At 35.9% G+C, this 24,015-nt stretch carries 23 protein-coding genes and 3 pseudogenes; 12 read left to right on the top strand and 14 right to left on the bottom strand.

All coding sequences use genetic code 11. The features are described from left to right. Nucleotides 1-4: 4 nt before the first annotated feature. A complete protein-coding gene (locus WHA_RS03205; protein WP_015589157.1) occupies nucleotides 5-703 on the top strand; it encodes an alpha/beta hydrolase in 699 nt (232 codons plus the stop codon). Between the two features lie 238 nt (nucleotides 704-941). Here WHA_RS03205 and WHA_RS03210 read toward each other — a convergent pair whose 3' ends face one another. Both WHA_RS03210 and WHA_RS03215 read right to left on the bottom strand, forming a co-directional pair. Continuing rightward, the gene (locus WHA_RS03210; protein ID WP_015589159.1) at nucleotides 942-1,616 is read right to left on the bottom strand and encodes an ABC transporter ATP-binding protein; all 675 of its coding nucleotides are present in this window, start codon (nucleotides 1,614-1,616) and stop codon (nucleotides 942-944) included. 39 nt (nucleotides 1,617-1,655) lie between these two features. Continuing rightward, nucleotides 1,656-2,084, bottom strand: coding sequence for a HesB/IscA family protein (locus tag WHA_RS03215; RefSeq protein ID WP_015589160.1), 429 nt, complete (start codon nucleotides 2,082-2,084; stop codon nucleotides 1,656-1,658). 47 nt (nucleotides 2,085-2,131) lie between these two features. Between WHA_RS03215 and WHA_RS03220 the strand changes: the two genes are divergently transcribed. The 3 genes and pseudogenes from WHA_RS03220 (at nucleotide 2,132) to tnpC (ending at nucleotide 5,864) form a co-directional block, all read left to right on the top strand. Further along, nucleotides 2,132-3,331 (top strand): deoxyguanosinetriphosphate triphosphohydrolase, encoded by a 1,200-nt coding sequence (locus WHA_RS03220; protein ID WP_015589161.1) that lies wholly within the window; start codon nucleotides 2,132-2,134, stop codon nucleotides 3,329-3,331. Further along, a complete protein-coding gene (gene ribD / locus WHA_RS03225; protein ID WP_015589162.1) occupies nucleotides 3,331-4,413 on the top strand; it encodes a bifunctional diaminohydroxyphosphoribosylaminopyrimidine deaminase/5-amino-6-(5-phosphoribosylamino)uracil reductase RibD in 1,083 nt (360 codons plus the stop codon). Before WHA_RS03220 ends, ribD begins: the two co-directional genes overlap by 1 nt. A 112-nt stretch (nucleotides 4,414-4,525) precedes the next feature. After that, nucleotides 4,526-5,864: pseudogene (gene tnpC / locus WHA_RS03230) on the top strand (IS66 family transposase). Nucleotides 5,865-6,007: 143 nt separating this feature from the next. Here the strand turns inward: tnpC and rpe are convergent. Together rpe and WHA_RS03240 are read right to left on the bottom strand one after the other, a co-directional pair. Continuing rightward, on the bottom strand, nucleotides 6,008-6,688 hold the full coding sequence (rpe, locus tag WHA_RS03235) for a ribulose-phosphate 3-epimerase (protein WP_015589163.1): 681 nt from the start codon (nucleotides 6,686-6,688) through the stop codon (nucleotides 6,008-6,010). Between the two features lie 102 nt (nucleotides 6,689-6,790). Further along, a complete protein-coding gene (locus WHA_RS03240) occupies nucleotides 6,791-7,219 on the bottom strand; it encodes a zinc-ribbon domain-containing protein (RefSeq protein WP_010962781.1) in 429 nt (142 codons plus the stop codon). Nucleotides 7,220-7,292: 73 nt separating this feature from the next. Between WHA_RS03240 and dapD the strand changes: the two genes are divergently transcribed. Continuing rightward, complete coding sequence (gene dapD / locus WHA_RS03245) at nucleotides 7,293-8,123, top strand: 2,3,4,5-tetrahydropyridine-2,6-dicarboxylate N-succinyltransferase (RefSeq protein ID WP_015589164.1); 831 nt, start codon at nucleotides 7,293-7,295, stop codon at nucleotides 8,121-8,123. A 6-nt stretch (nucleotides 8,124-8,129) separates the two neighbouring features. Here the strand turns inward: dapD and WHA_RS03250 are convergent, their stop codons facing one another. Together WHA_RS03250 and WHA_RS03255 are read right to left on the bottom strand one after the other, a co-directional pair. After that, nucleotides 8,130-8,414, bottom strand: coding sequence for a DUF2610 domain-containing protein (locus tag WHA_RS03250; protein WP_010962783.1), 285 nt, complete (start codon nucleotides 8,412-8,414; stop codon nucleotides 8,130-8,132). Further along, the gene (locus tag WHA_RS03255) at nucleotides 8,415-8,786 is read right to left on the bottom strand and encodes a hypothetical protein (RefSeq protein ID WP_041573529.1); all 372 of its coding nucleotides are present in this window, start codon (nucleotides 8,784-8,786) and stop codon (nucleotides 8,415-8,417) included. A gap of 101 nt (nucleotides 8,787-8,887) precedes the next feature. Here WHA_RS03255 and WHA_RS03260 point away from each other — a divergent pair, with 101 nt between their 5' ends. Further along, a complete protein-coding gene (locus tag WHA_RS03260; protein ID WP_015589166.1) occupies nucleotides 8,888-9,937 on the top strand; it encodes a class I SAM-dependent methyltransferase in 1,050 nt (349 codons plus the stop codon). 222 nt (nucleotides 9,938-10,159) lie between these two features. Here the strand turns inward: WHA_RS03260 and terL are convergent. The 3 genes and pseudogenes from terL to WHA_RS03275 form a co-directional block, all read right to left on the bottom strand. Next, nucleotides 10,160-11,610 (bottom strand): annotated as a pseudogene (gene terL / locus WHA_RS03265) (phage terminase large subunit). Nucleotides 11,611-12,363: 753 nt separating this feature from the next. Beyond that, nucleotides 12,364-13,938, bottom strand: coding sequence for a penicillin-binding transpeptidase domain-containing protein (locus WHA_RS03270; protein ID WP_015589167.1), 1,575 nt, complete (start codon nucleotides 13,936-13,938; stop codon nucleotides 12,364-12,366). Continuing rightward, nucleotides 13,893-14,732, bottom strand: coding sequence for a polysaccharide deacetylase family protein (locus WHA_RS03275; RefSeq protein ID WP_015589168.1), 840 nt, complete (start codon nucleotides 14,730-14,732; stop codon nucleotides 13,893-13,895). Before WHA_RS03275 ends, WHA_RS03270 begins: the two co-directional genes overlap by 46 nt. Nucleotides 14,733-14,854: 122 nt before the next feature. On the opposite strand from WHA_RS03275, the gene WHA_RS03280 reads away from it, so the two are divergent. The 4 genes from WHA_RS03280 (at nucleotide 14,855) to WHA_RS03295 (ending at nucleotide 18,744) form a co-directional block, all read left to right on the top strand. Further along, nucleotides 14,855-16,363 (top strand): YifB family Mg chelatase-like AAA ATPase, encoded by a 1,509-nt coding sequence (locus tag WHA_RS03280; RefSeq protein ID WP_015589169.1) that lies wholly within the window; start codon nucleotides 14,855-14,857, stop codon nucleotides 16,361-16,363. Nucleotides 16,364-16,446: 83 nt separating this feature from the next. Next, on the top strand, nucleotides 16,447-16,911 hold the full coding sequence (locus WHA_RS03285; RefSeq protein ID WP_015589170.1) for a hypothetical protein: 465 nt from the start codon (nucleotides 16,447-16,449) through the stop codon (nucleotides 16,909-16,911). A 238-nt stretch (nucleotides 16,912-17,149) separates the two neighbouring features. Then, nucleotides 17,150-18,346 (top strand): cell division protein FtsZ, encoded by a 1,197-nt coding sequence (ftsZ, locus tag WHA_RS03290; protein ID WP_010962790.1) that lies wholly within the window; start codon nucleotides 17,150-17,152, stop codon nucleotides 18,344-18,346. Next, complete coding sequence (locus WHA_RS03295; RefSeq protein WP_007549395.1) at nucleotides 18,346-18,744, top strand: EVE domain-containing protein; 399 nt, start codon at nucleotides 18,346-18,348, stop codon at nucleotides 18,742-18,744. The genes ftsZ and WHA_RS03295 overlap by 1 nt, the downstream gene beginning before the upstream one ends. Nucleotides 18,745-18,972: 228 nt before the next feature. Here the strand turns inward: WHA_RS03295 and WHA_RS07250 are convergent, their stop codons facing one another. After that, on the bottom strand, nucleotides 18,973-19,104 hold the full coding sequence (locus WHA_RS07250; protein ID WP_255322244.1) for a hypothetical protein: 132 nt from the start codon (nucleotides 19,102-19,104) through the stop codon (nucleotides 18,973-18,975). Between the two features lie 24 nt (nucleotides 19,105-19,128). Between WHA_RS07250 and ybeY the strand changes: the two genes are divergently transcribed. Next, nucleotides 19,129-19,581 carry an rRNA maturation RNase YbeY gene (gene ybeY / locus WHA_RS03300; protein ID WP_010082473.1) on the top strand — a complete coding sequence of 151 codons (453 nt, stop codon included), beginning with the start codon at nucleotides 19,129-19,131 and terminating at the stop codon, nucleotides 19,579-19,581. Between the two features lie 86 nt (nucleotides 19,582-19,667). Beyond that, nucleotides 19,668-20,456 carry a succinate dehydrogenase iron-sulfur subunit gene (locus WHA_RS03305; RefSeq protein ID WP_010082472.1) on the top strand — a complete coding sequence of 263 codons (789 nt, stop codon included), beginning with the start codon at nucleotides 19,668-19,670 and terminating at the stop codon, nucleotides 20,454-20,456. Nucleotides 20,457-20,459: 3 nt separating this feature from the next. On the opposite strand, the gene WHA_RS03310 is transcribed toward WHA_RS03305, so the two are convergent. The 4 genes and pseudogenes from WHA_RS03310 to WHA_RS03325 all read right to left on the bottom strand — a co-directional run bounded on the left by WHA_RS03310 (nucleotide 20,460) and on the right by WHA_RS03325 (nucleotide 23,886). Next, nucleotides 20,460-21,596 carry a hypothetical protein gene (locus WHA_RS03310; RefSeq protein WP_010962793.1) on the bottom strand — a complete coding sequence of 379 codons (1,137 nt, stop codon included), beginning with the start codon at nucleotides 21,594-21,596 and terminating at the stop codon, nucleotides 20,460-20,462. 42 nt (nucleotides 21,597-21,638) lie between these two features. Beyond that, complete coding sequence (locus WHA_RS03315; protein ID WP_041573600.1) at nucleotides 21,639-22,418, bottom strand: GNAT family N-acetyltransferase; 780 nt, start codon at nucleotides 22,416-22,418, stop codon at nucleotides 21,639-21,641. A gap of 6 nt (nucleotides 22,419-22,424) precedes the next feature. Continuing rightward, nucleotides 22,425-22,883, bottom strand: a pseudogene (locus WHA_RS03320) (phosphatidylglycerophosphatase A family protein); the annotation flags it as partial. A gap of 19 nt (nucleotides 22,884-22,902) precedes the next feature. Continuing rightward, nucleotides 22,903-23,886 carry an NAD(P)H-dependent glycerol-3-phosphate dehydrogenase gene (locus WHA_RS03325; RefSeq protein ID WP_006280098.1) on the bottom strand — a complete coding sequence of 328 codons (984 nt, stop codon included), beginning with the start codon at nucleotides 23,884-23,886 and terminating at the stop codon, nucleotides 22,903-22,905. Between the last annotated feature and the right edge of the window lie 129 nt (nucleotides 23,887-24,015).

Consider the following 24,015-nt stretch of genomic DNA (forward strand, 5'->3'; position numbering starts at 1 on the left):
TACCATGGTTGAAGTTTTTTTGAATAATGCAACAAGAAAGATAGAAGGTGAATACCACCAAAGCAAAGATGCCAACGCGCCGGTTGTGCTGGTTTTACATCATCATCCTCAATATGGTGGTAATATGGATAGTAAAATTGTACATAGTACATATACGTCTTTTATCGATAACAATTTTTCTGCATTGAAGATTAACTTTCGTGGTGTGGGAAAATCTACCGGAACTTTTGATAAGGGTATAAGAGAATTAACTGACGCTGCGGTAGCCATTGATTGGCTTCAGGAACATAATCCTAGCAATGTTCCAATTTGGATCGCTGGTTTTTCTTTTGGAGCATGGGTGGCTATGCAGCTAACAATGCGCCGCCCTGAGATAGTGGGTTTTATTGCTCTTTCTCTTCCGGTAACTAAGTACGATTTTTCTTTTCTTTCTCCCTGTCCAGTTTCTGGGCTTATAATACAAAGCAGTAATGATACAATCTCAGAAGAAAGCGATGTAACAGAATTAGCAAAAAGGTTGATAAATTCAGTAAGAAGTGATCACATGAAATACCATATAATAGATGATACTAATCACTTTCTAAAGGATAAAGAAGAGGAAGTGACTCAAATCGTGGACAATTATATAAAACTGCGCTTGAATAGTGCAACTATTTCTTTTCAAAAGGTCAAAAAAGAGGTAAGGGTAAAAGAATATGCCTAATCTTTACAAACAAGAGAAATGAGTGTAGTAATATAAATGAAAAGGTTTTGTTATGTTTAAAAAGCTATTATTTTTTGTTTTAGCTGTGTTTATGTTATCGGGGTGTTCCCTAAGTAAACAGCGCAAGTTAAAAAGTCCGTGTATAAAAAGCAATGAAAGCATTTCATGCGAGTTGTACTCTGTTAATGATCATTGGTTAGATAAGTATAAGGCATAGAAATTGTGCTATTTTTCCTATTCACAACTTCACTAATGATCGATCTCTCAATTGGAAAATGCAGTCTGCCTTTTCTGCAAGGAGATGATTGTGTGTTACTATAAGCATAGAGCTGTTATTTTCCTTTACGTATGAATGTAGCAGTAAAAACACCTTAAAAGAATTTGTTGGATCTAAATTTCCTGTTGGCTCATCTGCAAGTAAAAGCTTTGGAGAATTTACAATGCTTCTTGCAATTGCAACTCTCTGCCTTTCCCCACCCGAAACTTCAGATACCATGCTACTTGCTTTGTTTTCCAGACCAAATTTTTCCAACATTGCTTGCGAATTTTTTTTTGCTTCAGCTTTGCTTTTTCCTGCAATGAGTTGAGGAAGCATAATATTTTCCAACACCGATAACTCTTGTAACAAATAGTGAAATTGATAAACAAAACTAAGAAAATTTCTTCTTACATGAGTTTTATGCTTATTACTGGCTTGTGTGCAATTTATTCCATCTATCGTAACTATACCTGAAGTTGGCTTGTCCAACAAGCCTGCGATTTGCAATATAGTTGTTTTCCCTGCACCTGAATTGCCAATCAGCGCTACTACTTGCCCTCTTGTAACACTTAAATTGATATCCTTTACAACAGCAGAATTGTCCTTGAAGCTTTTATCTACAGAAGTTAGTTCTAGTGCTACATTACCACCCATGTTTAAAAGATCCAGAAGGCATCTAAGTTTTAGTAATAATTAAACCGAAAAACTGTTACCACAACCACATTGAGACTTAGCAAAGGCATTCTTTATTTGAAAACCAGAACCACTGAGATCCTCAGTATAATCTATAACTGAGTTATTTAAAAATTTTGCTGAACAATTATCAACCATTAATACAGGGTTTCCATTTTCATCATTAATTACTATATCTTTACCTTTTTTGCTAAAACTGGAGTGGCTTCTATAGTCCTCACTTTCTTCATAGTCATCATCTTCGTCTTCGTCATCCAAAGATAGATTTTTATTCATTTGATCCATAAGAAAATTGTATTTGAAGCCAGAACATCCACCACCTGAAACTGCAACCCGTAAAATGGAACTCTTATCCCCTTCCTGCTCTGCAAGAGAGTGGATTTTTTTTAGTGCATTATCAGTTAAGTTGATGTTGTAATTTGTTGACATAGTAACCACCGTTTATTATTGATAACTTATTATAGTAGAAATTTTACATGTCAAACAATAATTTTCTATTAAATTATGCATGTTTTCCAAGCAAAACAAAAGGGAGATACTTCAAAGAGCCAGAAGATGAGAATCGCAGCTGCTTTCAGCGTGATAGGGACCGTATCATTCACTCTAATGCGTTTAGAAAGTTGGAGTACAAAACACAAGTTTTTATCAATTATGAGCACGACTACTATCGCACTCGGCTTACTCATAGCCTTGAAGTTGCACAAATTGCAAGGTCCATTGCGCGTAGACTTGGCTTAAATGAGGATATCACTGAATGCATAGCGCTCGCACATGATCTTGGTCATCCTCCATTTGGTCATGCAGGTGAAGATGCTCTAAAGAAATCAGTTCAAGATTTGAATCTTGATAATGAGAAGTATGAGTTTGATCATAATGTTCAAGCTATAAGGATTTTAACTTATCTTGAACAAAAACATGCTGATTTTGATGGTATGAATCTAAGTTGGGAGGTGATTGAAGGAGTTGTAAAACATAACGGTCCCTTGCTTGGTCAAAACGAGGAGTCTTCTACAAGTAATCAGCTGTTATTAGAATACAACAAAAAATATGATCTAAAACTTGAAGAATTTTCAAGCATTGAAGCGCAAGTTGCTTCAATTGCCGATGATATTGCTTACAGTGTTCACGATCTTGATGATGCACTCAGGGCGAATTTAGTAACCATCGAAGATTTGCTGAATGTTCCTTTAATTGAAAAAATGTTTAAAGACATAAGGAGCAGATATTCAGAATTGCCTCAGAGCAAACTCATACATGAATCACTGAGTGGAACTATAGGAACTATGATAAGTGATGTTGTTTCTCAGACTGAAAGAAATATTGAAGATCACAAAATAAAAAGCGTAGAAGACGTAAGAAGTCTAAATAAAATGCTAGTCACATTTTCACCAGAAGTTGCGAATGCTACAAAAGAAATGAAAAGATTCAACATGGAGAAAATATACAGAAGCTATAAACTGAGTAGAACGATGAACAAAGCAAAACGCATAATACAGGAACTCTTTCAATGTTTTTATGAAAACCCAGGATTACTTCCCACAGAGTGGAGCAAACTCGCTTGTGAATCTCAGCGTTCAGTAATAATATGTGACTATATCTCAGGTATGACAGATAGATTTGCTATACACGAGCACAGAAGAATTTTTGATACCTCATACGAAATGACTTCTTTCTAATGACTGATGATCATTTCATGTCAATTGCATTAAGGCTTGCAGAAAAAAATCTTGGAAATGTTGCACCAAATCCTGCTGTCGGGTGTGTTATTGTAAAGGATGGTACAATTGTTAGTGAGGGATACACAGGGATTGGTGGGCGTCCGCATGCGGAGGTAGTCGCTTTGCAAAACGCTAAAGATTCAACTCATGGCGCAACTATATATATCACTCTTGAGCCATGTTGTCATCACGGAGTCACGGGGCCTTGCACTGCAAAAATCATAAAAGCTAGCATAAAAAGAGTAGTAATTGCAACTATTGACCCAGATAGTAGAGTTTCAGGCAGAGGCATGAAAGCTCTGAAAGAAGCAGGAATTGAAGTTGAGCAAGGTATTATGCAAAAAGAGGCAAAAGAACTGAATGTCGGTTTTTTCACCACTAAAGAATTACATAGACCATTTATAGCTTGCAAAGTCGCAACAACTCTTGACGGAAAAATCGCAACATTTACAGGCGATAGCAAATGGATAACAAGTGAAAATACGAGAAATTGGGTGCATGAGCTTAGAGCAAAATATGATGCAATTATGATTGGCAGCAATACTCTTATTAATGATGATCCACTCTTAACTTGCAGATTACCAGGACTTGGAAGTAGATCGCCAATAAGGCTAATTATAGATAGCCAAGGGAGATTAAAGGAAGAGCATAACATTGCAAAGACTGCAGACAAAGTAATAACTTGGGTCATCACAAATAAAGAAGTAGAGAAAAAAATAAAAAACATTAACTACTTAGTAGTTAATTCAAGCAACGCAGGTAAGGTTTGCCTAAAGGACATGGCATTAAAACTTGTTTCAGAAATTGGTATAACAAGATTATTAGTTGAAGGTGGAGGAGTGTTAATCACAGAACTATTAAAGTGTAATTTAATCGACAGGTTGATAATATGCCGCAGTGGTAAAATTTTAGGCAATGATGCCACTCCTTTTGTAGGAGATTTAGGGATTCAATTCATTAACAACTGTTATCAGTTTAAAAAAACAAAGATAATAGAGTTTAGTGAGGATATAGTTGAGGTTTGGGATAGGTCGTCATAATCCTTACATACTCAAACAGTAAAAAAAAGGTATCCGTTCAGCGGAGCGGTAAAATAAAAAGTAGACAAGGAGTGCTAAAAACATAATATCACAAGTAGTATGTGTGGTAAATATGTCTGATCTACTAGCTAGTCTTCTCAAGCTCTGTGAAAGCTTTAAAATAGAGATAGAGCAACTAAAAGCAGAGATAAAGAGGTTAGAGATAGAAAACGAAAATTTTAGATCTGAGAATAAGGCGCTAAGAATCGAAAATGCTGAATTGAAAGAAAGACTAGGTCTGAATTCACAAAATTCATCGATACCGAGCTCAAAAGAGTTATACAAGCTAAAGAAGAAAAAGAAAAAAAGTGACAGGAAAATAGGGGCACAGATTGGGCATGAAGGAAAGTATCGCCCTAAAATGGAAGCAGATGAAGTGGTGAAAATAGAGTTCTTGCGAGTGCGGAGGAGAAATTGCGATATCGAAAGAGCCATACATTCATCAAAAAGTTGATTTGCCAGCTTATGTTGTGGAATACCAATGGCCGCTGTTGCAAGTGTGGAAAAAGAAAAAGTAGCAGGCTACCAGAAGGTGTTACTGCGGATACATTTGGTCCAAAAGTTAAGTCAACAATTGCGGCGCTGAGCGGATTTTACAAGAACTCGAAAAGAGAAGTAGCAAATATTATAAAAAATATTTTCAACCTGGACATCAGTGTTGGTAGCGTGTCAAATAGCGAGGCTAGAGTTGCAGAAAAATGCCAAGAAGCATATGAGCAAATCGAGCAAGAAGTAAGTAAAAGTGAAGTTCTGCATATCGATGAAACGAGCCATTATAACAAAGGTAAACTTGGTTGGTGCTGGATGTTTGCCAGTAATACAGCAAGTTTTATAAAATTGACAGAGTCAAGAGGAATGAAGGTTTTACAAAATAGTAAGTTCTGCAATCGCAATAGCTTACGACAGGTACGCAGCATACAACTACTTTGCCGATAAGAACAGGCAAATCTGTTGGGCACATTTATCAAGAGATTTTGAAAGATTAGCACATAGTTGAAGTTAAAGTTCTGGGCTGTTACTTAAGAAACGTAGCCACTGAATTATTTGCACTAAAAAAGGCCTTGCTAAAAAATGAGATAGATGTTTTTAGATTTACCAGACGTGCCAGAAAATTGCGAAAACGTACAAGGTATTACTTGAAGCCGTTTACCTGAAGCAATTGGAGCTTCTCGAGTTGCAAAAAATATTTTGAAATCTGAAAGAATAATGTGGAATTTTTTAGATGACCCAGAAAACATTCCGCTGACAAATAACCATGCTGAACGGCAAATACGGCATTATGTCGTTTATCGCAAAAATTCATATTTTACCCAATCGAAGTGGGGAACTTGAACGGATAATTTCATTATACTTGACATGGAAACAAATGGGCTTTCCAAAACCTCTTATCTATCATCTCTCACACCGCTTAGCTGAACGGATACAACCCAAGAAAGGTTTTTCTACGTCATACCGCCGCGGTATCTCAGCATAGATTCCGCTAACGAGTAGCGGAATGACGAATTTGTTGTTTTTCAAATTGTAGGTAAACCTAAGCCACTTTAGCTATATAGGGTCACAACGATGGATTTTTAAGATCGTTTACGGCTTTCTTAATGTCTTCAGCCTTGAATATCGCCGATCCCGCAACTAAAATATCTGCACCTGCTTTTATTATATCAGCTGCGTTAGAAAAGTTAATTCCACCATCTACTGAAATTTGTGTTTTAAGATTACGCTCCTGTATCATTTTTTTTATAGTAGATATCTTGTTCAACTGTGAATGAATAAATTCCTGCCCTCCAAAGCCAGGGTTGACTGTCATAATCAGCACAATATCTAGCTCATGTATTATATATTCAAGCACACTTGGGGAAGTTGAAGGAACAATTGAGACTCCAGCTTGAATCGGTTTTTTTGCATCGTTTACATTTTTGTATGACTTTATCTTTCTTATCAACCTCTCAAGGTGTATCTCTGCTTCTGCATGTACAGTGATAATATCAGCACCAGCATTTATAAAGCTTTCAATGTGGTTACCAGGAGATTTGACCATTAAATGCACATCAAAAGGAAGATTGCTATATTTACGTATTGCAGAGACAACGCTAGGACCAATTGTAATATTTGGAACGAAATTCCCATCCATAACGTCTATGTGTATGTAATCTACACCTAAATCGCTAATTTTTCTTACTTCTTCTCCTAATTTTGCAAAGTCTGCTGAAAGTATAGAAGGTGCAATTTTAATACTCATGAGCTGCCTTTTTTACTAAAAAATAACTTATTTTTAAACTCTGTCACCCTAAACACCATCTAAGTAGCTAGAGAAGCTGGATACCGATATCGGTATGCCTATTTAACTAGATCTTAAATTAGATAAAAAAAGGTAGTCTTGATAAAACTTATTTACAGCAAGTTTTTTTACATTTGGACTTTCTGTTTGTTCTTTTTTGTACCCTAATTTATAGCTTATTGAATCCTTGTATAAACTGATCGTTTTGTATGCTTTGTTCATCTCTCTAGGAAAGATGCCATTAGCAATTACGACGCATAACCCTGTAGCTGTTGCAAAAGCTAGAGTGGTAAATGCTAGATTTTGTAAAAAATTCCTTCCACTAACTTTTTTTTCCTGTATATTAGCAGAGTGCGATTTGTTTGACACTTCTTCTAGATATTCATGCCATATGTGATTGCAGTTCGTACATTTTACCTTTCTTCCAGATGCACCTATTTGCTTAGGAGATACTAAGTAAGTTTTAGTACAACTATTACATTGTATTTTCATAGCACTTACATATAAGTAGTAACAAGCCCAAATGATACGAGCTACAAATTTAATATCAATATATATATAACAAATGGAAGGTTTGCAACTAAAAAAAACACAGAGTGAGATAGAAGATATTTGGAAAAATAGAGAAAAATTTAATGACTGTAATCTAAAGAAAACAGCAAGAATAGCAATTAAAGAGGTAATTGAGCTCCTTGATAGTGGCAAAATTAGAGTAGCAGAAAAGCTATCAAGTGGAGAATGGGTAGTACATAAGTGGATAAAGCAGGCAATATTATTACATTTTCTCACCGAAGAAAATAAAATAATAGATAATACTAATTGCTGGTTTGACAAGATCGGTAACAAATTTAGTGAATGGAATGAGGAGAAATTTCGCCAGTTAAAAATTAGAGCAGTTCCTGGGTGTTTTGTTCGCCGATCTGCTTATATAGGTACAAATGTTGTTCTAATGCCAAGTTTTATCAACGTTGGTGCATATGTTGATTCAGGAACAATGATAGATACCTGGTCAACGATTGGTAGCTGTGCGCAAATAGGAAAAAACTGTCATATTTCCGGTGGAGTGGGAATAGGTGGAGTTCTTGAGCCTATTCAAGCTTCACCTGTCATTATAGAAGATAATTGCTTTATTGGAGCACGTAGCGAAGTGGCCGAGGGTGTGGTAGTGAGAGAAGGATCAGTCCTTGGCATAGGTGTGTTTATTGGGGCATCAACAAAGATTATTGATAGAGAAACTAGCAAGGTATTTTACGGCGAAGTGCCACCTTATTCTGTAGTGGTACCAGGGTCTATTCCATCTAAAAATAATATTTCAACCTATTGTGCAGTCATAGTAAAAAAAGTGGATGAAAAGACGAGATCGAAAATCTCTATAAATGAAATATTGAGGGATTAAACTATCTTACTCCTTGTCGTCACTTTTTTTATCATTATTACTAACCACAGTAATGGCATACGCGCATAACTCTGAGAAAGAGACTCCATTTTCTTGAGATAGTTTATATAATTTTTGTAGACTTTCTTTTACTTTATTAGGAATATTCCCTCCACGTTCTTTTACAAGCCAGGAATCTTGATGATGAATTGGATGAGCATCACTTTTTGGATTTCCTATGTATATTGCAAAAGGTGAACTTTGTCCTTTGAAGTCACATTGTACAGTAAATTTTTTTATAGATTCAGCCATCTAAAGACCTCTACTTTTCTTTTTGGTCGATTTTATAGCAGGTGGAAGAGGTGGTTTCTTTATAAAATCTTGTCTATTGACAACACTTTCTCTACCTTCCAAAGCTCGGCGAACATCAGCTCTGCTTAATTGCGACTCTTTTGCTACCTTCATTCCATGCTTTGCCATAATATTAGCATATGCTAGTACTTTTTTTACCAATGCTAGATCACCATCTAGCATTTGAACTAGCACTTGAAACACTTCCGCTAAAGTTAGCCCATCAGCATTTATAACCTTGTTTTCTATAAAATTGACAGCTTCTTCAAATTTGTATTCAATACTATCATCTTGAGCTATAAGGACAACATAATCGGTGTTTTTGTCGTCCATAACTGAAGCACTATTACTCACAAACTTAAGTGTATACTATATATATAAATACTCTACTATTTTATATTATGGCACGCTATAGTTAAACATTTATTAATAACATGCTCACTTATATACACGAATTAATTGACAAAAGTCAAGGATCAATATCCATCAGTGATTTCATGAATGCCGTTTTGTACCATGAAAAATACGGCTATTATACAAGTAAATTACCGCTTGGTAAGGATGGTGATTTTACTACCGCACCTGAGATCAGCCAATTATTTGGTGAAGTAATTGCAGTTTGGATAATGCATACATGGGAAAAATTAGGAAAGCCATCAAAATTTTCTCTAGTTGAACTTGGGCCAGGCAAAGGAACACTCATTCACGATATAATAAGAGTCACTAAAAAATACAGCAGCTTTTTTAATTCAATGTTGATCCACTTAGTTGAAATAAGCCCTACTTTACGGAAGATACAAAAGGAAAAATTAAAAAGCTTAGATGTTAATTGGCACAAAAATATTGACAACCTACCAGAACAACCAACCATTTTTTTAGCAAATGAGTTCTTTGACGCTCTTCCGGTAGATCAGTTTGTTTACCGCGATGGGCAGTGGTATGAAAATATGGTGACAAAACAAGATGATGGCAGTCTCTTGGTGTCATGCCAGTGCGTGACACTGGAATCCAGAAAAAAAGAATCATGGATTCCAGTGTCAGCTACTCAGATGACAAATGGAAAATTCTTTAATGGTGCAGTGGTGGAAATATGTTCAGTTGGGGTTGAAATATTAAAAAAACTTGAGAAGAAGATATATAATAATAAAGGAGCTGCTTTGATTGTAGATTACGGTTATGTATACCCCGCATATAAGAGCACTTTGCAATCGATAAAACAACATAAGTATGCTAATTTTCTTGAGAATGTTGGTAATAGTGATATTACCGCACTTGTGAACTTTCAAGCGTTAAGAGATTCATTAAAGCATGTAGATTGTGAGATTTTAACTCAAAGGGAATTTTTATATCTTTTTGGCATAAAAGAAAGAACCCAGGCTTTAATGAAAAGCGCAAGTGATGAACAAAAGAATAGGATCTTTAGTGAATTCCTAAGGTTGACTGAAAATATGGGCACTCTTTTTAAAGCAATGCTATTGATATAGCTAACCCAAGAAAGGTTTCCCTACGTCATACCGCCGCGATATCTCAGCATAGATTCCGCTAACGAGTAGCGGAATGACGAGCTTATTGTCATGCCGCCACGAACTGTCATACCACCACGAACCGTAATACCGCGATTCATTCGCGGTATCTCTAGATCCCGCCAACAAGCAGCGGGATGACGGTTGTCTCCTAGCTGTCATCCCAGTACTGGTAGACTCAAATCACAATGCTCGTATAGCTGCAACCCTGGAGGTACTGTTTCTCACCCACTGGAGATATTGCACGGTACTATCTACTTGATCATCGTGGCGCGTTTCTGGAAACATTAAAATTTCATACTCAAAATCATTTAGCCATACTGCTTGATGCGGCAAAATAATCCTGCCAGACTCTATCATCGGAGCAATCCGGTGGAATCGAGCGAGCTTACCATCATGTGGCACTATTTCGATAATGGGCAAATGACTGTTTGCCTTCAGCTCTTGTGCTAATTGCTGACCACTTGTTTTGGCTTCGATCAAAATCGCGTGTGGTGACCATCTTGCAGCTAGTGATAAAACTTGTTCTTTAAGCTTTGGATACTCAAGCTTTGCGCGATATACATCAAGTAAATAGAATTTATTATCTATTTTTGCCCAGGTGGTGCAGACACTAAAGTTGCTCATGTCGCTTGTTGAAACCGCAGTATCCCAACTTTGTGTTATATGCGAGAGATTATCAGGAAATTTTTTATAGCGTTTCAACCACTCTGGTTTAATTATACCACTTGAAAGCGGCAGAGGGTTTTGTTGATATTGAGCAGCAAAAGCGTAACTCCCAAGTTCAACCTTTATCATCTCAATTTCTTCTTTTCCTCCATCTAGGGGATATAGCAACTGACTTTCTTCTCTTGAATATAATATCCTTACAGGTGACGCTGGTTTATTATATAATCGCCTGGTCGCACAGTGCTGAGCTACTCGGATGACAGGAACGGGAGGCATTGGCTTTTTGATTGAATAAATAACCTGCTTATTTTCAGAAATCATTGGCAAACAAATATGATGCCATATGTTTTTGGCTTGGAGAGAAGGTGTCCAGTTAAGTCCTCCTGGTGTAGCCTGTGCATTACAAGAACGATGACTCCTTTTTTTCTATCGTTCAGCCTGGTTACTAAAGTCTGATCAAACCAGTTTATGGCACGCTTTCTAAGCGTTTCACTCAAAGCTTGAGCAGAACTGAGCGGATCGTCCACAATGATAAAATCACCACCTTCACCAGTTAGTGTTCCACCAACTGATGTTGCGATTCTGTATCCTCTCTGCACTGTTTGAAATTTATATTTTGTATTCTGGTCTTTGGATAGTTCTATCTCTGGAAATAGCGCTCTATACCAACTAGACTGCATCACGCACCTGGTGTCGAGCGAGTGCTTTTCGCTGAGCCGCTGAGAATAACTTGCAACTATTATTCTCGCAGTTGGTTGGTTTCCCAGTATCCATGCGGGCCACGCAACGCTTATGCACATGGACTTCATCGAGCGCGGAGGCATATTGAATATTATTCGTTTCACTTCACCAGCGCTCGCTGCTTCCAGCCTGTCTGCTATGACTTTTATATACTGATAATCGTTATACTCACACCCCGGCACTACCGTTTGAAAGCATAACTCAATGAATTTTAGAAAGTTCATGATATAATGTTGAAACCAACGCGTGACGCTGGGATGACAGAAAAAGGAGCACTGAAGGCTATAGGTGAGACGTCGCGGTATCTCTAGATCCCGCTAACAAGCAGCGGGATGACGAATTACTTAACCATCATCTACACCGTCATACCGCCGCGGTATCTCTAGATCCCGCTAACACGTAGGGGAATGACGAGGTCATGCCGCCGCGGTATCTCTTAGCCGCTAACACGTAGCGGGATGACGGTTGTCGTTTAGCCATAAACATTAAGAAATTTACCAAACGAAAAAAAAGGCAAAAGAAGCCCTGGGGTTATTATCCGCTTTAAAATATTGGCGTTTTTTATGTTTTAAACGCTTGACAAGCAAGATTAAGCTGCTTTTAATTGCAACTAACTTACGCTGCAAATGTTTAAGAAATTTACTAAGCAGAAAAAAAGACAAAGAATCCCCGAGTTAGCTAGTCTTTTACTATCTCTGTCAAGTATTGGCATTTTTTGATGTCTTGTAACGCTTTATAAGCGCGTTCAGCTTATTTAGATAAAAATCTAGATGTAGATGAAGTTTTGTAAAGACATACAGTATCTATATACTGCAAAAAATTGAACATAAGACGCCGATACATTAAGTAATCCTTACCTTTTAATCTGCAGATTGGCGAAAGCAAATACAATAGCTTCACTATCATGATAAGAGCGCTGGCGAAGGGTGTCAAGTAAGTTTTTTCGTTTCTATTCCCAATAAAAGTTTGTTATATGGTTATGCAAGAAGTTTAATACTCATAGTTTCAAGCATATACTGAAATATCTCATTAGCAATTGCAACATCTTGGCGTGGGGCTTTGCCGTGTTCTATAAACACAGAGATTGCATAGCGCGGGTTATGGTAAGGGCCATAGGCGATAAATAACTTATGACTTTCGCCCTTAGAGTTTATTTCTGGTGTACCGGTTTTGCCAGCAATTTGTATACCGCTTAGCCCTTTCTTATAGGTTCCAGTTTTAGAATTCACCACATCAAACATAGCTTTTCGAACTATGCTAAGATGCTCACAATCCACATCAATATCGGGAAAATCTTGTATCGTTTTACTCATCTCAATGTGGGGAATTACCTCTTTTCCTGTTGCAATCCTCGCTGCAAGAACTGCAAGCTGTAGTGGTGTTGTAAGCATATACCCTTGTCCTATAACTAAGTTGATAGTGTCACCTAAATACCACTGCGAATATAGCTTTCGTGTACGCCAATCTCTATCTGGCAACAACCCTGGAGCTTCTTCTTTAAACGTTCCAATCAGTGGCCCACTTCCAATACCAAATTTTCTGGCCATTTCTACTAGAGAGTCTACACTTATTTTTTTCCCTATATTATAAAAGTAAGTGTTGCATGATAATGCCATTGCCTCATTTAAAGATACATACCCATGGACTTTGCTTTTCAGACAACGAAATTTCCGCTCACCTATTTTCATATAGCCCTTGCACGAGAATTTCTCTTCTGGTGTTATTATCCCGTCTTTTAAACCCGCAAGCGCAACTATTACTTTAAATATTGAACCAGGTGGAATTTGATATGATAACGCACGATTCACAAGCGGTAATGAAGGAGCATTCAAGTTTTCCCAAGTCTCATTTGATAGCCTGCTAGCAAAAAGATTATTATCGTAAGAAGGTGAATTATATAATGCTAAAATTTCTCCATTATTTACATCAATTACCACTGCGGAGCCTTGGTGATCTTTAAATACCTCTGCGGTTTTCTCTTGCAGATTAATCTCAATTGTCAGTTGTACATCTTGTCCGTCTTGTTGTGGTATGCTTGATAATTCTTTTATGACGCGTTTTTTAGAATTTATTTCCTGCTCAGATTTTCCTGACTTGCCTTTCAATATATGATCATATGTATATTCAATACCGCTGATTCCTACTTCGCTTATGCCTTGCTGTCTTTTTGTATATCCGATTACATGAGAACACATTGAACCAAACGGGTAATAACGTTTATAAAGAGCAGTTATTTTTTCTGACGATTTTGCTATTTTAGACTCGACTTCTGATAATGTCTGCAAATCAACTTCCTTACCAGAACCATCAAACAAAACAACATACGAAATTTTGTTTACCGCAAGTTCAATGCTATTCCTATCTAAAATTTTGCCCCGCTTAGGCATAATAGTAGCAACTCTTATTCTATTACTATTAGATAGTGCTTCGTACTTTTGTCTGTTTCGTATTTGTAAATTATATAACCTGCAACTAAAAACCGCAGAAATGGTAAGCTGAATACCACCTAATATGAATGCTCTGCGGTTAAAGACTTTGTTTTTTGTCCACATAACATTCCTTCAAAACACACTTTTTTCCCCTCTTTTATTGTTACACTTCTGGCTTTTACCGTATTACAAACCCTTTTTTCCCACTCACTTAAGGTCACAAACTTATAATCTGATTTTTTTAGTATTTTAATAATATGAGGTAAAGCTTCAATTGTGTTTGACCTGTTATTGTGATCATGAAACAGTATAACTGCTCCATTATGTACATTACTTAAAACTCTTTCAACTAAAGTTTCTGGCTTATCACCTTGCCAATCTAGCGAATCAACTGTCCATAATATTGAATACATATTTAATTGATCAGTATTTTCAATCAGATTATCGTCATAACATCCATATGGCGGACGAAACCATTTTACATCTTGTTTTATTGCATTTTTAATTGCTGTATTTGTCTTTTCCAATTCTTGCAATTGTTCCTCACTTGAAAGTGATGTCAACTTCCTATGCGACCAAGAGTGATTGCCTAACTCATGACCTGATTCATGAATTTTCTTTACTATTTCAGACGTTTTTTCATTTATACGTTCACCAAGCACAAAAAATGTTGCTTTTGCTTCATAGCTTTCCAGAACATTAATAATATCGTTTATTCTATTGTTGGAAGGTCCATCATCAAACGTAAGCGCAACAAACTTATCGTCGTTATTCAATAATTTTTTTATATTACTTAAATTTCTATATGATAGATCTAGATTACAACTGAGCCCACAGTATGGTAAATTAAAATTACAATCACTACAAAAAGCCGTACTTGAATATAGTAAGAAAAAAGTGATTATCCTTATAAACATTTGTAATCAGCAAAGTGATAGAATACTACACTTTTTTGCTAAGTTAAGCCATCTTTAATTGCTGTAGCCTTTACTTCATCGCTTCTTTAATATATTATATTAACAATTTTATATAATATATTATGATTGCAAATATAAATACCGTTGCGCTTCAGGGAATTAGCACAGTAAATGTCAATGCACAAATTCATATGGCAAATGGTATTCCAGCTTTTAATATTGTTGGCTTGCCGGATAAAACTGTTGCAGAATCCAGAGAGCGCATCAGAGCAGCGTTAAATTCAATCAATCTACTACTACCTCCAAAAAGAATTACAGTTAATCTCTCCCCTGCGGATTTGCTGAAAGAAGGCAGTCATTATGACTTGGCTATTGCTATTGGACTACTTGTTGTAATGAATGTGATACCAGTTGAAAAAGTTCAGTCTTATATAATCATGGGTGAACTGGCTCTTGATAGCAGAGTTATTCCAGTTTCAGGTGTGCTGCCAACAGCAATTAATGCAAAAAAGGACAATAAAGGAGTAATTTGCCCGAGAGGAAATGGTGTAGAAGCTGTATGGGTGAAGAATGTTTCAATTCTGGCTATAGAGAAATTAACTGATATTATCAGACACTTTAAGGGTGAGCAATTAATTCAGCCAGTAATTTTTAATTATAGTGATGCACCCAAAGAAAAAAGATTGGTTCCCGATATGAAGGATATCAAAGGCCAAGTTGTTGCAAAAAGAGCAGCTGAAATTGCAGCAGCAGGTGGGCATAATATGCTTCTTGTTGGCCCTCCTGGTACTGGAAAATCAATGCTTGCTAAGCGCTTTATAGGATTGCTGCCTGATTTAACCGAACAGGAGATAATTGATGTTAATATTATTTCCAGCATAACAAAAACTGGTAATGAAATATTCAAAGTAACTCGTCCCTTTCGTGAACCTCATCATTCATGCTCTATGCCAGCGATGATAGGGGGAGGAAAGAATGCAAAACCTGGAGAAATTACCATGGCTCACAATGGCGTGTTATTCCTTGATGAGTTGCCAGAATTTCCAAGACTTGTGCTTGATTCTCTGCGCCAACCACTTGAAGATAGAAAAGTTACCGTTGCAAGGGCAAATGCTCACATAACCTACCCTGCAAATTTTCAACTGATTGCTGCAATGAACCCTTGCAGTTGCGGTTATTTAGGTGATGCAAGCAGATCGTGCAACAAAGCTCCAAAGTGTGGCACAGATTACAAAAACAAAATATCAGGCCCATTGCTTGATAGAATAGACATATGCATTGAAATGCCAAACGTTAGCATACTCTCTCCTGAAATCTCTGTGGAGGGAGAAAGTACTAAAATCATAAGAGAAAGAGTGATAGCAGCAAGAAAAGTTCAAACTGAGCGCTATAGTGAATTAAATATTCGTTGCAATTCAGAAGTAAGCGGTGAAGCATTTAATAAATTTACTGAACCAGATCAGGCAGGGTTAGAATTGCTAAAATACGTACTGAAAGAAAATTACATTTCCAATCGAGGCTACACACGCGTATTAAAAGTTGCAAGAACTATTGCAGATCTTGCAAAAAGTGAAGAAGTAAAAAGAGCACACATTGCTGAAGCGCTCAATTACAGAATAAAGGTATATTAAAAAATTAGTTTACTTGACAGGCAATTTTTTTTACTATATGCTTCCTTAATGAAATTTTAACATTCTATTTAAGGAGTAGAGTTATGGCATTAACAAATTATGAGTATAGAAAAGGGGATGGCATTTTTCATGCTATTTCAGAAGGATATATACGAGCTGAAAAATACTGGGGAATTCCTGGTGCTGCTGGTGGAGCTGGTCAGTACGCTATGCATAATAAAGGGAGAACAGCATTATTTCCGCTTGCAGTTGCAAGTGTTGTCTTTACAGCAATGCATATGAAAGCAGGCTTTGTTAGTGCAGCAGAAGCTTCTGGGTTTCTTGCTAAGACTGCCAGTTACTTTGTTGGAACAAATCAAGCAATAGCTGCTTCATTACCTGGATTTATCGGAACAGGTGTTGCTGGTCAGATAGTTGCGGGTGCCATAATGGCAATTGCTGCAGCTGCTGTTCTTTATGGAACATATCAAATTGCCTCAAAATTAAAAGATGTTGCGGTTGAAGCATTGAAAGGGGAAGAGAAAGATAAGGAAGCTAATAATCTTTAACAAAATAAAAAGGGATAGATTTCTGTCCCTTTTTATAAACGTTTTCTATTTTTTGCATCGGTTAAGTGATGTCATCTAAGAATCTAGTTATTATAATTAACGGCACTTATTAGTATAAATGTTAAGAATAAGTAAATCCCGTTTACTGTTTACGCCTATAGAAGTGAAAAGTATTTGCATATTATTAAAAAAGCGGTAACTTATTATCAAGTGAATTCGCTAAATTTGAGTAATTTAAATGTCTATTGATCTTAGTCTGCCGGAGTTACCTATATTGCACCCAAGGATTACCGTTGTGGGAGTGGGTGGTGCTGGTGGAAATGCTGTGAATAACATGATCCAATCTAATTTGCAAGGAGTGAATTTTGTTGTCGCAAATACCGATGCTCAAGCACTAGAAAAGTCGTTATGTGATAAAAAAATTCAGCTTGGCATTAATTTAACTAAGGGGCTTGGTGCTGGTGCTTTGCCTGATGTTGGCAAAGGTGCAGCAGAAGAGTCAATTGATGAGATTATGGAGCATATAAAAGATAGTCATATGCTTTTCATCACAGCAGGAATGGGCGGTGGTACTGGAACCGGTGCAGCACCGGTAATTGCAAAAGCAGCCAGAGAAGCAAGAGCCGCAGTTAAGGATAGAGCGCCAAAAGAAAAAAAGATATTGACTGTTGGAGTTGTAACTAAACCGTTCGGTTTTGAAGGTGTGCGCCGTATGCGCATTGCAGAGCTTGGACTTGAAGAACTGCAAAAATACGTGGATACACTTATTGTCATTCCAAATCAGAATTTATTTAGAATTGCAAATGAAAAAACTACATTTTCTGATGCATTTAAACTTGCTGATAATGTTCTGCACATTGGCATCAGAGGAGTAACTGACTTGATGGTCATGCCAGGGCTTATCAATCTTGACTTCGCTGATATAGAAACAGTAATGAGCGAGATGGGCAAAGCGATGATCGGCACCGGAGAGGCAGAAGGAGAAGATAGAGCAATTAGTGCTGCAGAGGCTGCAATATCTAATCCATTGCTTGATAATGTATCAATGAAAGGTGCGCAAGGAATATTAATTAACATTACTGGTGGCGGAGATATGACTCTGTTTGAAGTTGATGCTGCAGCCAATAGAGTGCGTGAAGAAGTAGATGAAAATGCAAATATAATATTTGGTGCTACTTTTGATCAAGCGATGGAGGGAAGAGTTAGAGTTTCTGTTCTTGCAACTGGCATTGATGGTCGCAATAATAAATCAGAAACTTCACCTATAAGTCAGAGCGAAGACTCAGAGAAAGAGAAATTTAAGTGGCCATATAGTCAAAGTGAAAGTACACAAGACAAAACACTGGAAACAAAACCAGCTGAACAGGTAAGCGAAGGAGCTAAGTGGGGCAGCAATATCTATGATATACCAGCTTACTTAAGAAGAAAAAAATAATGCAATTTTGGCTACTTAAGTCAGAGCCAAGTGAATACTCATGGCAAAAAATGGAAAAGGAGCAGGTAGTTGAGTGGGATGGTGTGCGCAATTATCAAGCTCAAAATTACATGAAAATTATGAAAGCAAGCGATCTTGCGTTTTTTTATCATACAGGTAAAGAGAAAGCAATACTTGGAATCGTTGAAGTATTTAAAGAGTATTATCATGTTAATGATCCCAAGTTCGGATTAGTGAATGTAAAGTTTTTGAAACCTTTAAATAACCAAGTAACGTTAAATAATATAAAACAAAACCCACTTTTGAAAAATATGACTATATTAAAACAACCACGTTTATCAATTGCCCCAGTTTCGGAAATTGAATGGAATGAAATAATAAGGATGAGTGATGTGTAATACCTGTCATTTCAGTTCCTAAATGATGTCATCTCAGCACACAACGCACAGCTGTATGAATATTTGTCTCGAAGGCAGTGCATTAAACGTTATAGCCGATTTTGCATCAAACACAAAGGTGTCATTCCAGTTCTTGACACTGGAATCCAGCCTTAATGCAACCACATTAAAGCCGTTGTGTTTTAATATAAGATTAGCTACTTTTATATTCACTAACTTGATGTCTAATCAAAATTCCTGGATCCCAGTGCCTAGACACTGGGATGACATCCTTCTAGTGTACAATATTCGTACAGTTGTGTACATGACACAAGGGTCTATAACTCTTCTTTTTTGGATTCCAGTGTCAGCTATTTGCATGACACCCTTACTGATGTGTCACTCATGTTAGAAGTAAATATTCTTGACAAGAAATGGTGCAGCATTATAGAAAATCCTAAAAATTTTGTATTAGGTGTCATCAATGCTTCTCTAAAAGAATTAAAAATAGACCACTATAAACCAAATATATCAATAGCTCTGGCTGATGATGACTTGCTACATCAACTTAATTTAAAATTTAGAGAAATGGATAAGCCAACTAACGTACTATCATTTCCGTATGAACAATTGTCTAATGAGTGCGATTTAGGAGACATAGCAATTTCAATAGACACAATAAAAAGAGAATCGCATGAGTATTATATACCCATTCTTGCTCACATTGCACACATGTTAGTGCATGGATTACTGCATTTACTTGGTTATGATCACCAAAAAAAAGATGAAGAAATTATAATGAAAAATCTAGAAAGAGAGATTTTAGCTTCGCTTGGCTACAATATGTGTGCGATTTAAAAGGAATTTAATAAAAATATAGTAGATGATAATAAAATATGTTATCTACAAAGGGTTTTAGCTATAAACAATAAAAGGTAAGTGATATGGTTCAGTTTTCTTTGCCAAAGAATTCTAAAATTAATCAAAAGGGCAAAATTTATCCTATTCCTGCTAGAGCAAAAAACATCAGAAGATTTCAAATTTACCGTTGGTCTGCTGATGACGAGAAAAACCCTAGAATAGACACATTTTTTATTGATATGGATAGTTGTGGCCCTATGGTACTTGATGCATTAATAAAAATAAAGGATGAAATAGATTCGACTTTAACTTTCAGACGTTCTTGTAGAGAAGGCATATGTGGATCTTGTGCCATGAATATTGACGGAACCAATACTCTTGCATGTACTAGATCTATACATGATATAAAAGGTGACGTAAAAATATATCCATTACCTCACATGTATGTAATAAAGGACCTAGTCTCGGATTTGAGCCAATTTTATGAGCAATACAAATCAATTAAACCTTGGTTACAAGCAGATAAGCCTGCCCTACCAAATAAAGAATACTCTCAATCTTCTGAAGATAGAAAAAAATTAGATGGCTTGTCCGACTGTATATTATGTGCTTGCTGTTCGACTGGTTGCCCAAGCTACTGGTGGAATAGTGATAAATTTTTAGGACCAGCAATACTATTACAAGCTTACAGATGGATTGCTGACAGCCGTGATAATAAGACAGGTGAAAGACTTGATGTTTTAAACGACCCATTCAAGTTGTATCGTTGTCATACAATAATGAATTGCACAAAAACTTGTCCTAAAGGACTTAATCCAGCAAGAGCAATAGCGAAAGTAAAACAGCTCATGGTAGAGAGAGAAGGAGTTTAAGTATTATCTTTTGCATTCTTCGTAAGAGAACAGCAAACCTTCCGAAGCGTAGGGTATTGTTAATACCCTGAACGCTTTTCCGTTTGTGAAGTGCATCGTATCATCGTACGATTCAAATAATTTTTTGAACAACTCATGTCTTTGGTTACTAATAGTTTGAAAATCCTCTTTTTCTAAAAGCTTTTTAGATTCGAAGAGGTAAAGCATAACTTCGTGATAAGTTGGGTAAGATGCCAAAAATTTTGGGTCAAATTGAAAGGTTTTTATAAAAGCATTATTATAAAATTTTAGCTTTTGATTCTTACTATATATTACTATAGCAACCGGTAACCTCTCAAGCAAATTTTTCTGTGTAGCTAAATAACTGTTTAATTCAGTATATAATTTCTCTGCATCACTAACATCTTTCCCATACATTACTATGCTACCAGAACCTTGTATTGGAATTTTAACAAAATCGAAAACCTTAGGTTCGTTCTTATAAGTTATGACATGTCTTCCTGGTTTTGTGCTATGAGCGCTACCGGTAATAGCAAATTTCTTAGAACCATCTACATATTTATCATAAAACAAGTTATAAAATTCCACCTTTCTACTCTTGTTATATCTTAGTATTGGAAATGGTAAAGAGTTGAAAACGTTTTTATAGCTCTCCACTTCCTGTGTAAGCTTACTATTTTCTAACTCAAGTCCGTTAGCCTTTATCTTACAGTCTGAGACATTCCTTATCCATAACAGCACACCTATCACATTGTTAGAATCATCTATTATGCTTCTACCGTAACATATGCAATAAACCTCACTGTCTTTTGACTTTAAATCTAGAGTAAAAGATTTATTTATTTCCTTTGCCTCAACAAAATTTTTGATTAAGCTTTCTGATTGCTCAAAAAAATTCACAAACTCATTAAATGAGTAAAAAACAGTATTAAGCAAAATTAGTAAATTGGGAGAGAACTTTTCTATACGTTTTTTTGCATCCCAAATATAAAACCCATCATTCACAGTATCAATCAAATTATTTATGATAACATTTTGATGCTGTAAGTTCTTAATCTTATTACTAATTTTTAATTTAGAATAAGAGAGAAAGAATAATATTAGAATCAATATTAAAACCACTTCATACAAAAAAAACATAGCACTTTTAAAACAAATGTAAAAATTTGTAACCGCTCAGAATTATGCTGAAGAGGTATATAAGTAAAGATTGCCTAACATTTGAAAGCCCAATCTCTTATAAAGGTTCACAGAAGATTTCATACAATGTGCTACTATATATTTGCATTCAAGCTGTTTAGCTATCTTTATTCTTTCTAAAACCATTTGGGTACCTATTCCACGATTCCTGTAAATTGGTAAAACTCCATCACTATAAAAACCAGCTACGCTATCTTGAACATAAAGACTGCATGTCCCAATAATTTCATTATTTAGTGTTACAAGAAAAAATCTTAATCTTGAGTTCTTATCATCATAATTTGATAATCCGCGAAAAAATGTGCTGACAATTCCAACGCCATGATAAAAAATTTTAGAAGTGTGTAGATCTAACTGTTCTAAGAGGTTGCTACCATTCACAGCATTTAACCTCAAGTTTGGAATAACATCAGCAGGTAAAAAGTAATTTTTCATATTAAGTAAAGCTTTTTTTGGTGTGCTAACGTGTTTTATTTCACACTTTTCTAAAATATCTCTTATTTTCATATGTGAATTTATTACCCATGTTGCTTCTATATCTCTTGTTCTGAGATAATCTAGAGTTTTTTGTATAGAAAGCTCGGTACATTGATCTCCACAGAACACAAAATTAAATAATGACTCCCTGGTACCATTTATTGTAAATATGATGTTATCAAATTCATCGTGTACTTCCCACTCAGATAAATTCGCTGTGTACAGTATATAATCCTTTAGATTTTGAACAATTAAGCTTGAATAATAAATTTTTTTATCCTGCATACACCAACAATAAAAGGCTCCTATAAGAACACAGGCTAAAATTGCAGCTATAACGTCATCTAGCATAATACCTAAAGGACCTTTGGTATTTTTATCGATTAAATTTATAGGCCACGTTTTTATTATATCAAAAAACCTAAAAGAAAAAAAGCACAACAACAATGAAGAATAATTCATCTCTTGGCTTAACAATATCGAAACTAAAAGTATCGTCAGCAATTGACCAACCACTTCGTCAATTACTACCTCTTTTGGATCACATGAAGTCTTGTAATGTTTTATATAATTACCTGTAGACCATAATCCAATTAAGAATAAAAAAGAAATAATTGCTGCACCTAAAATTTTGTTGCTCAGGATTACAGGAACAAGCGGAAAAGAAGCCAAACTACCCACAGTACCTGGCATTTTTTTTACTGTTCCAGACAGCCACCACGTTGATATTAATTTATATAAAAATTTCACAATATATCCAAATACAAAATTAACTTATAAGAACAGAAATAGTATCCTCTATAGAGGCGCTTTCATACAATAATCTATAGACCGCTTCACATATAGGCATTTTTATCTTTAGCTTTCCTGCTAAATTAAATATGGACTCAGCAGTGCTAAAACCTTCAATCACTGACTTGCCTTCTGACAAAATCTGCTGAACATTAAAGCCATTATCACTATTACCTATTTTAAACCCAAAAGATAAGTTTCTTGAATTCAAGGATGTGCATGTCATAATTAGGTCACCCAGACATGCTGGCCCAAGTAGTGTATTTATATCCACACTACCGTCACCAATTTTTGCTGAGTATAAAGCCTTAATTTCGCTCATACTTTTCGTAATCAATGCTGCATGAGCATTAAACCCAAGTTTACTACCTAGAACAATCCCACACGCTATAGCAAAAACGTTCTTTAACGCTGCACAAATCTGTACTCCTATAATGTCGTTACTAAACTCCAATTTAACATTTTCTTGTTGCAGCTCTGATACTAGCTTTGAACCTAATGTGTTATTTTGGCATGCAAGAACCATTGAATAGGGTAATTTTCTTGCAACTTCTACAGCAAAGCTAGGACCTGAAAAAATAGCAATAGGATTGTTAGGTAAAATTTCATTTACTATTTCACTAGGTAATTTTAATGTAGACTTTTCTATTCCCTTACAAGCTAAAATTATTGCTACATCTTTTTTCAGATTACAATTATGCAATTGCTGACATACCTTCCTCAGAGACTGAGTGGGAACAGCGAGGATTGTTACTGAAGCATTAATTGTGTCTTCAATAGCCAATTTTACTGACACATTATCAGAAATTCGACAACCGGGTAGCTTGTCACTTTCTCTTTTCCCGTTGATTGATTCAAATGTAGTTTCATTGCGAGTCCACAAAATCACATCTTTCTTACTACCTAATGAAATTGCGATTGCTGTACCCCATGCACCAGCACCTAAAATTGATATTGCCACACAATATTCCTGAAAATATTACTTATACTTTAAAATAGTAGGATAAGTAAATTAAAAATATAACACAGACATATAGAATAGTTAAATATTTATTAACCGAAGTATTCTTTTAATAATAGTAACTTTAAT

This window comes from Wolbachia endosymbiont of Drosophila simulans wHa (assembly GCF_000376605.1).
Lineage (GTDB): Bacteria > Pseudomonadota > Alphaproteobacteria > Rickettsiales > Anaplasmataceae > Wolbachia > Wolbachia pipientis.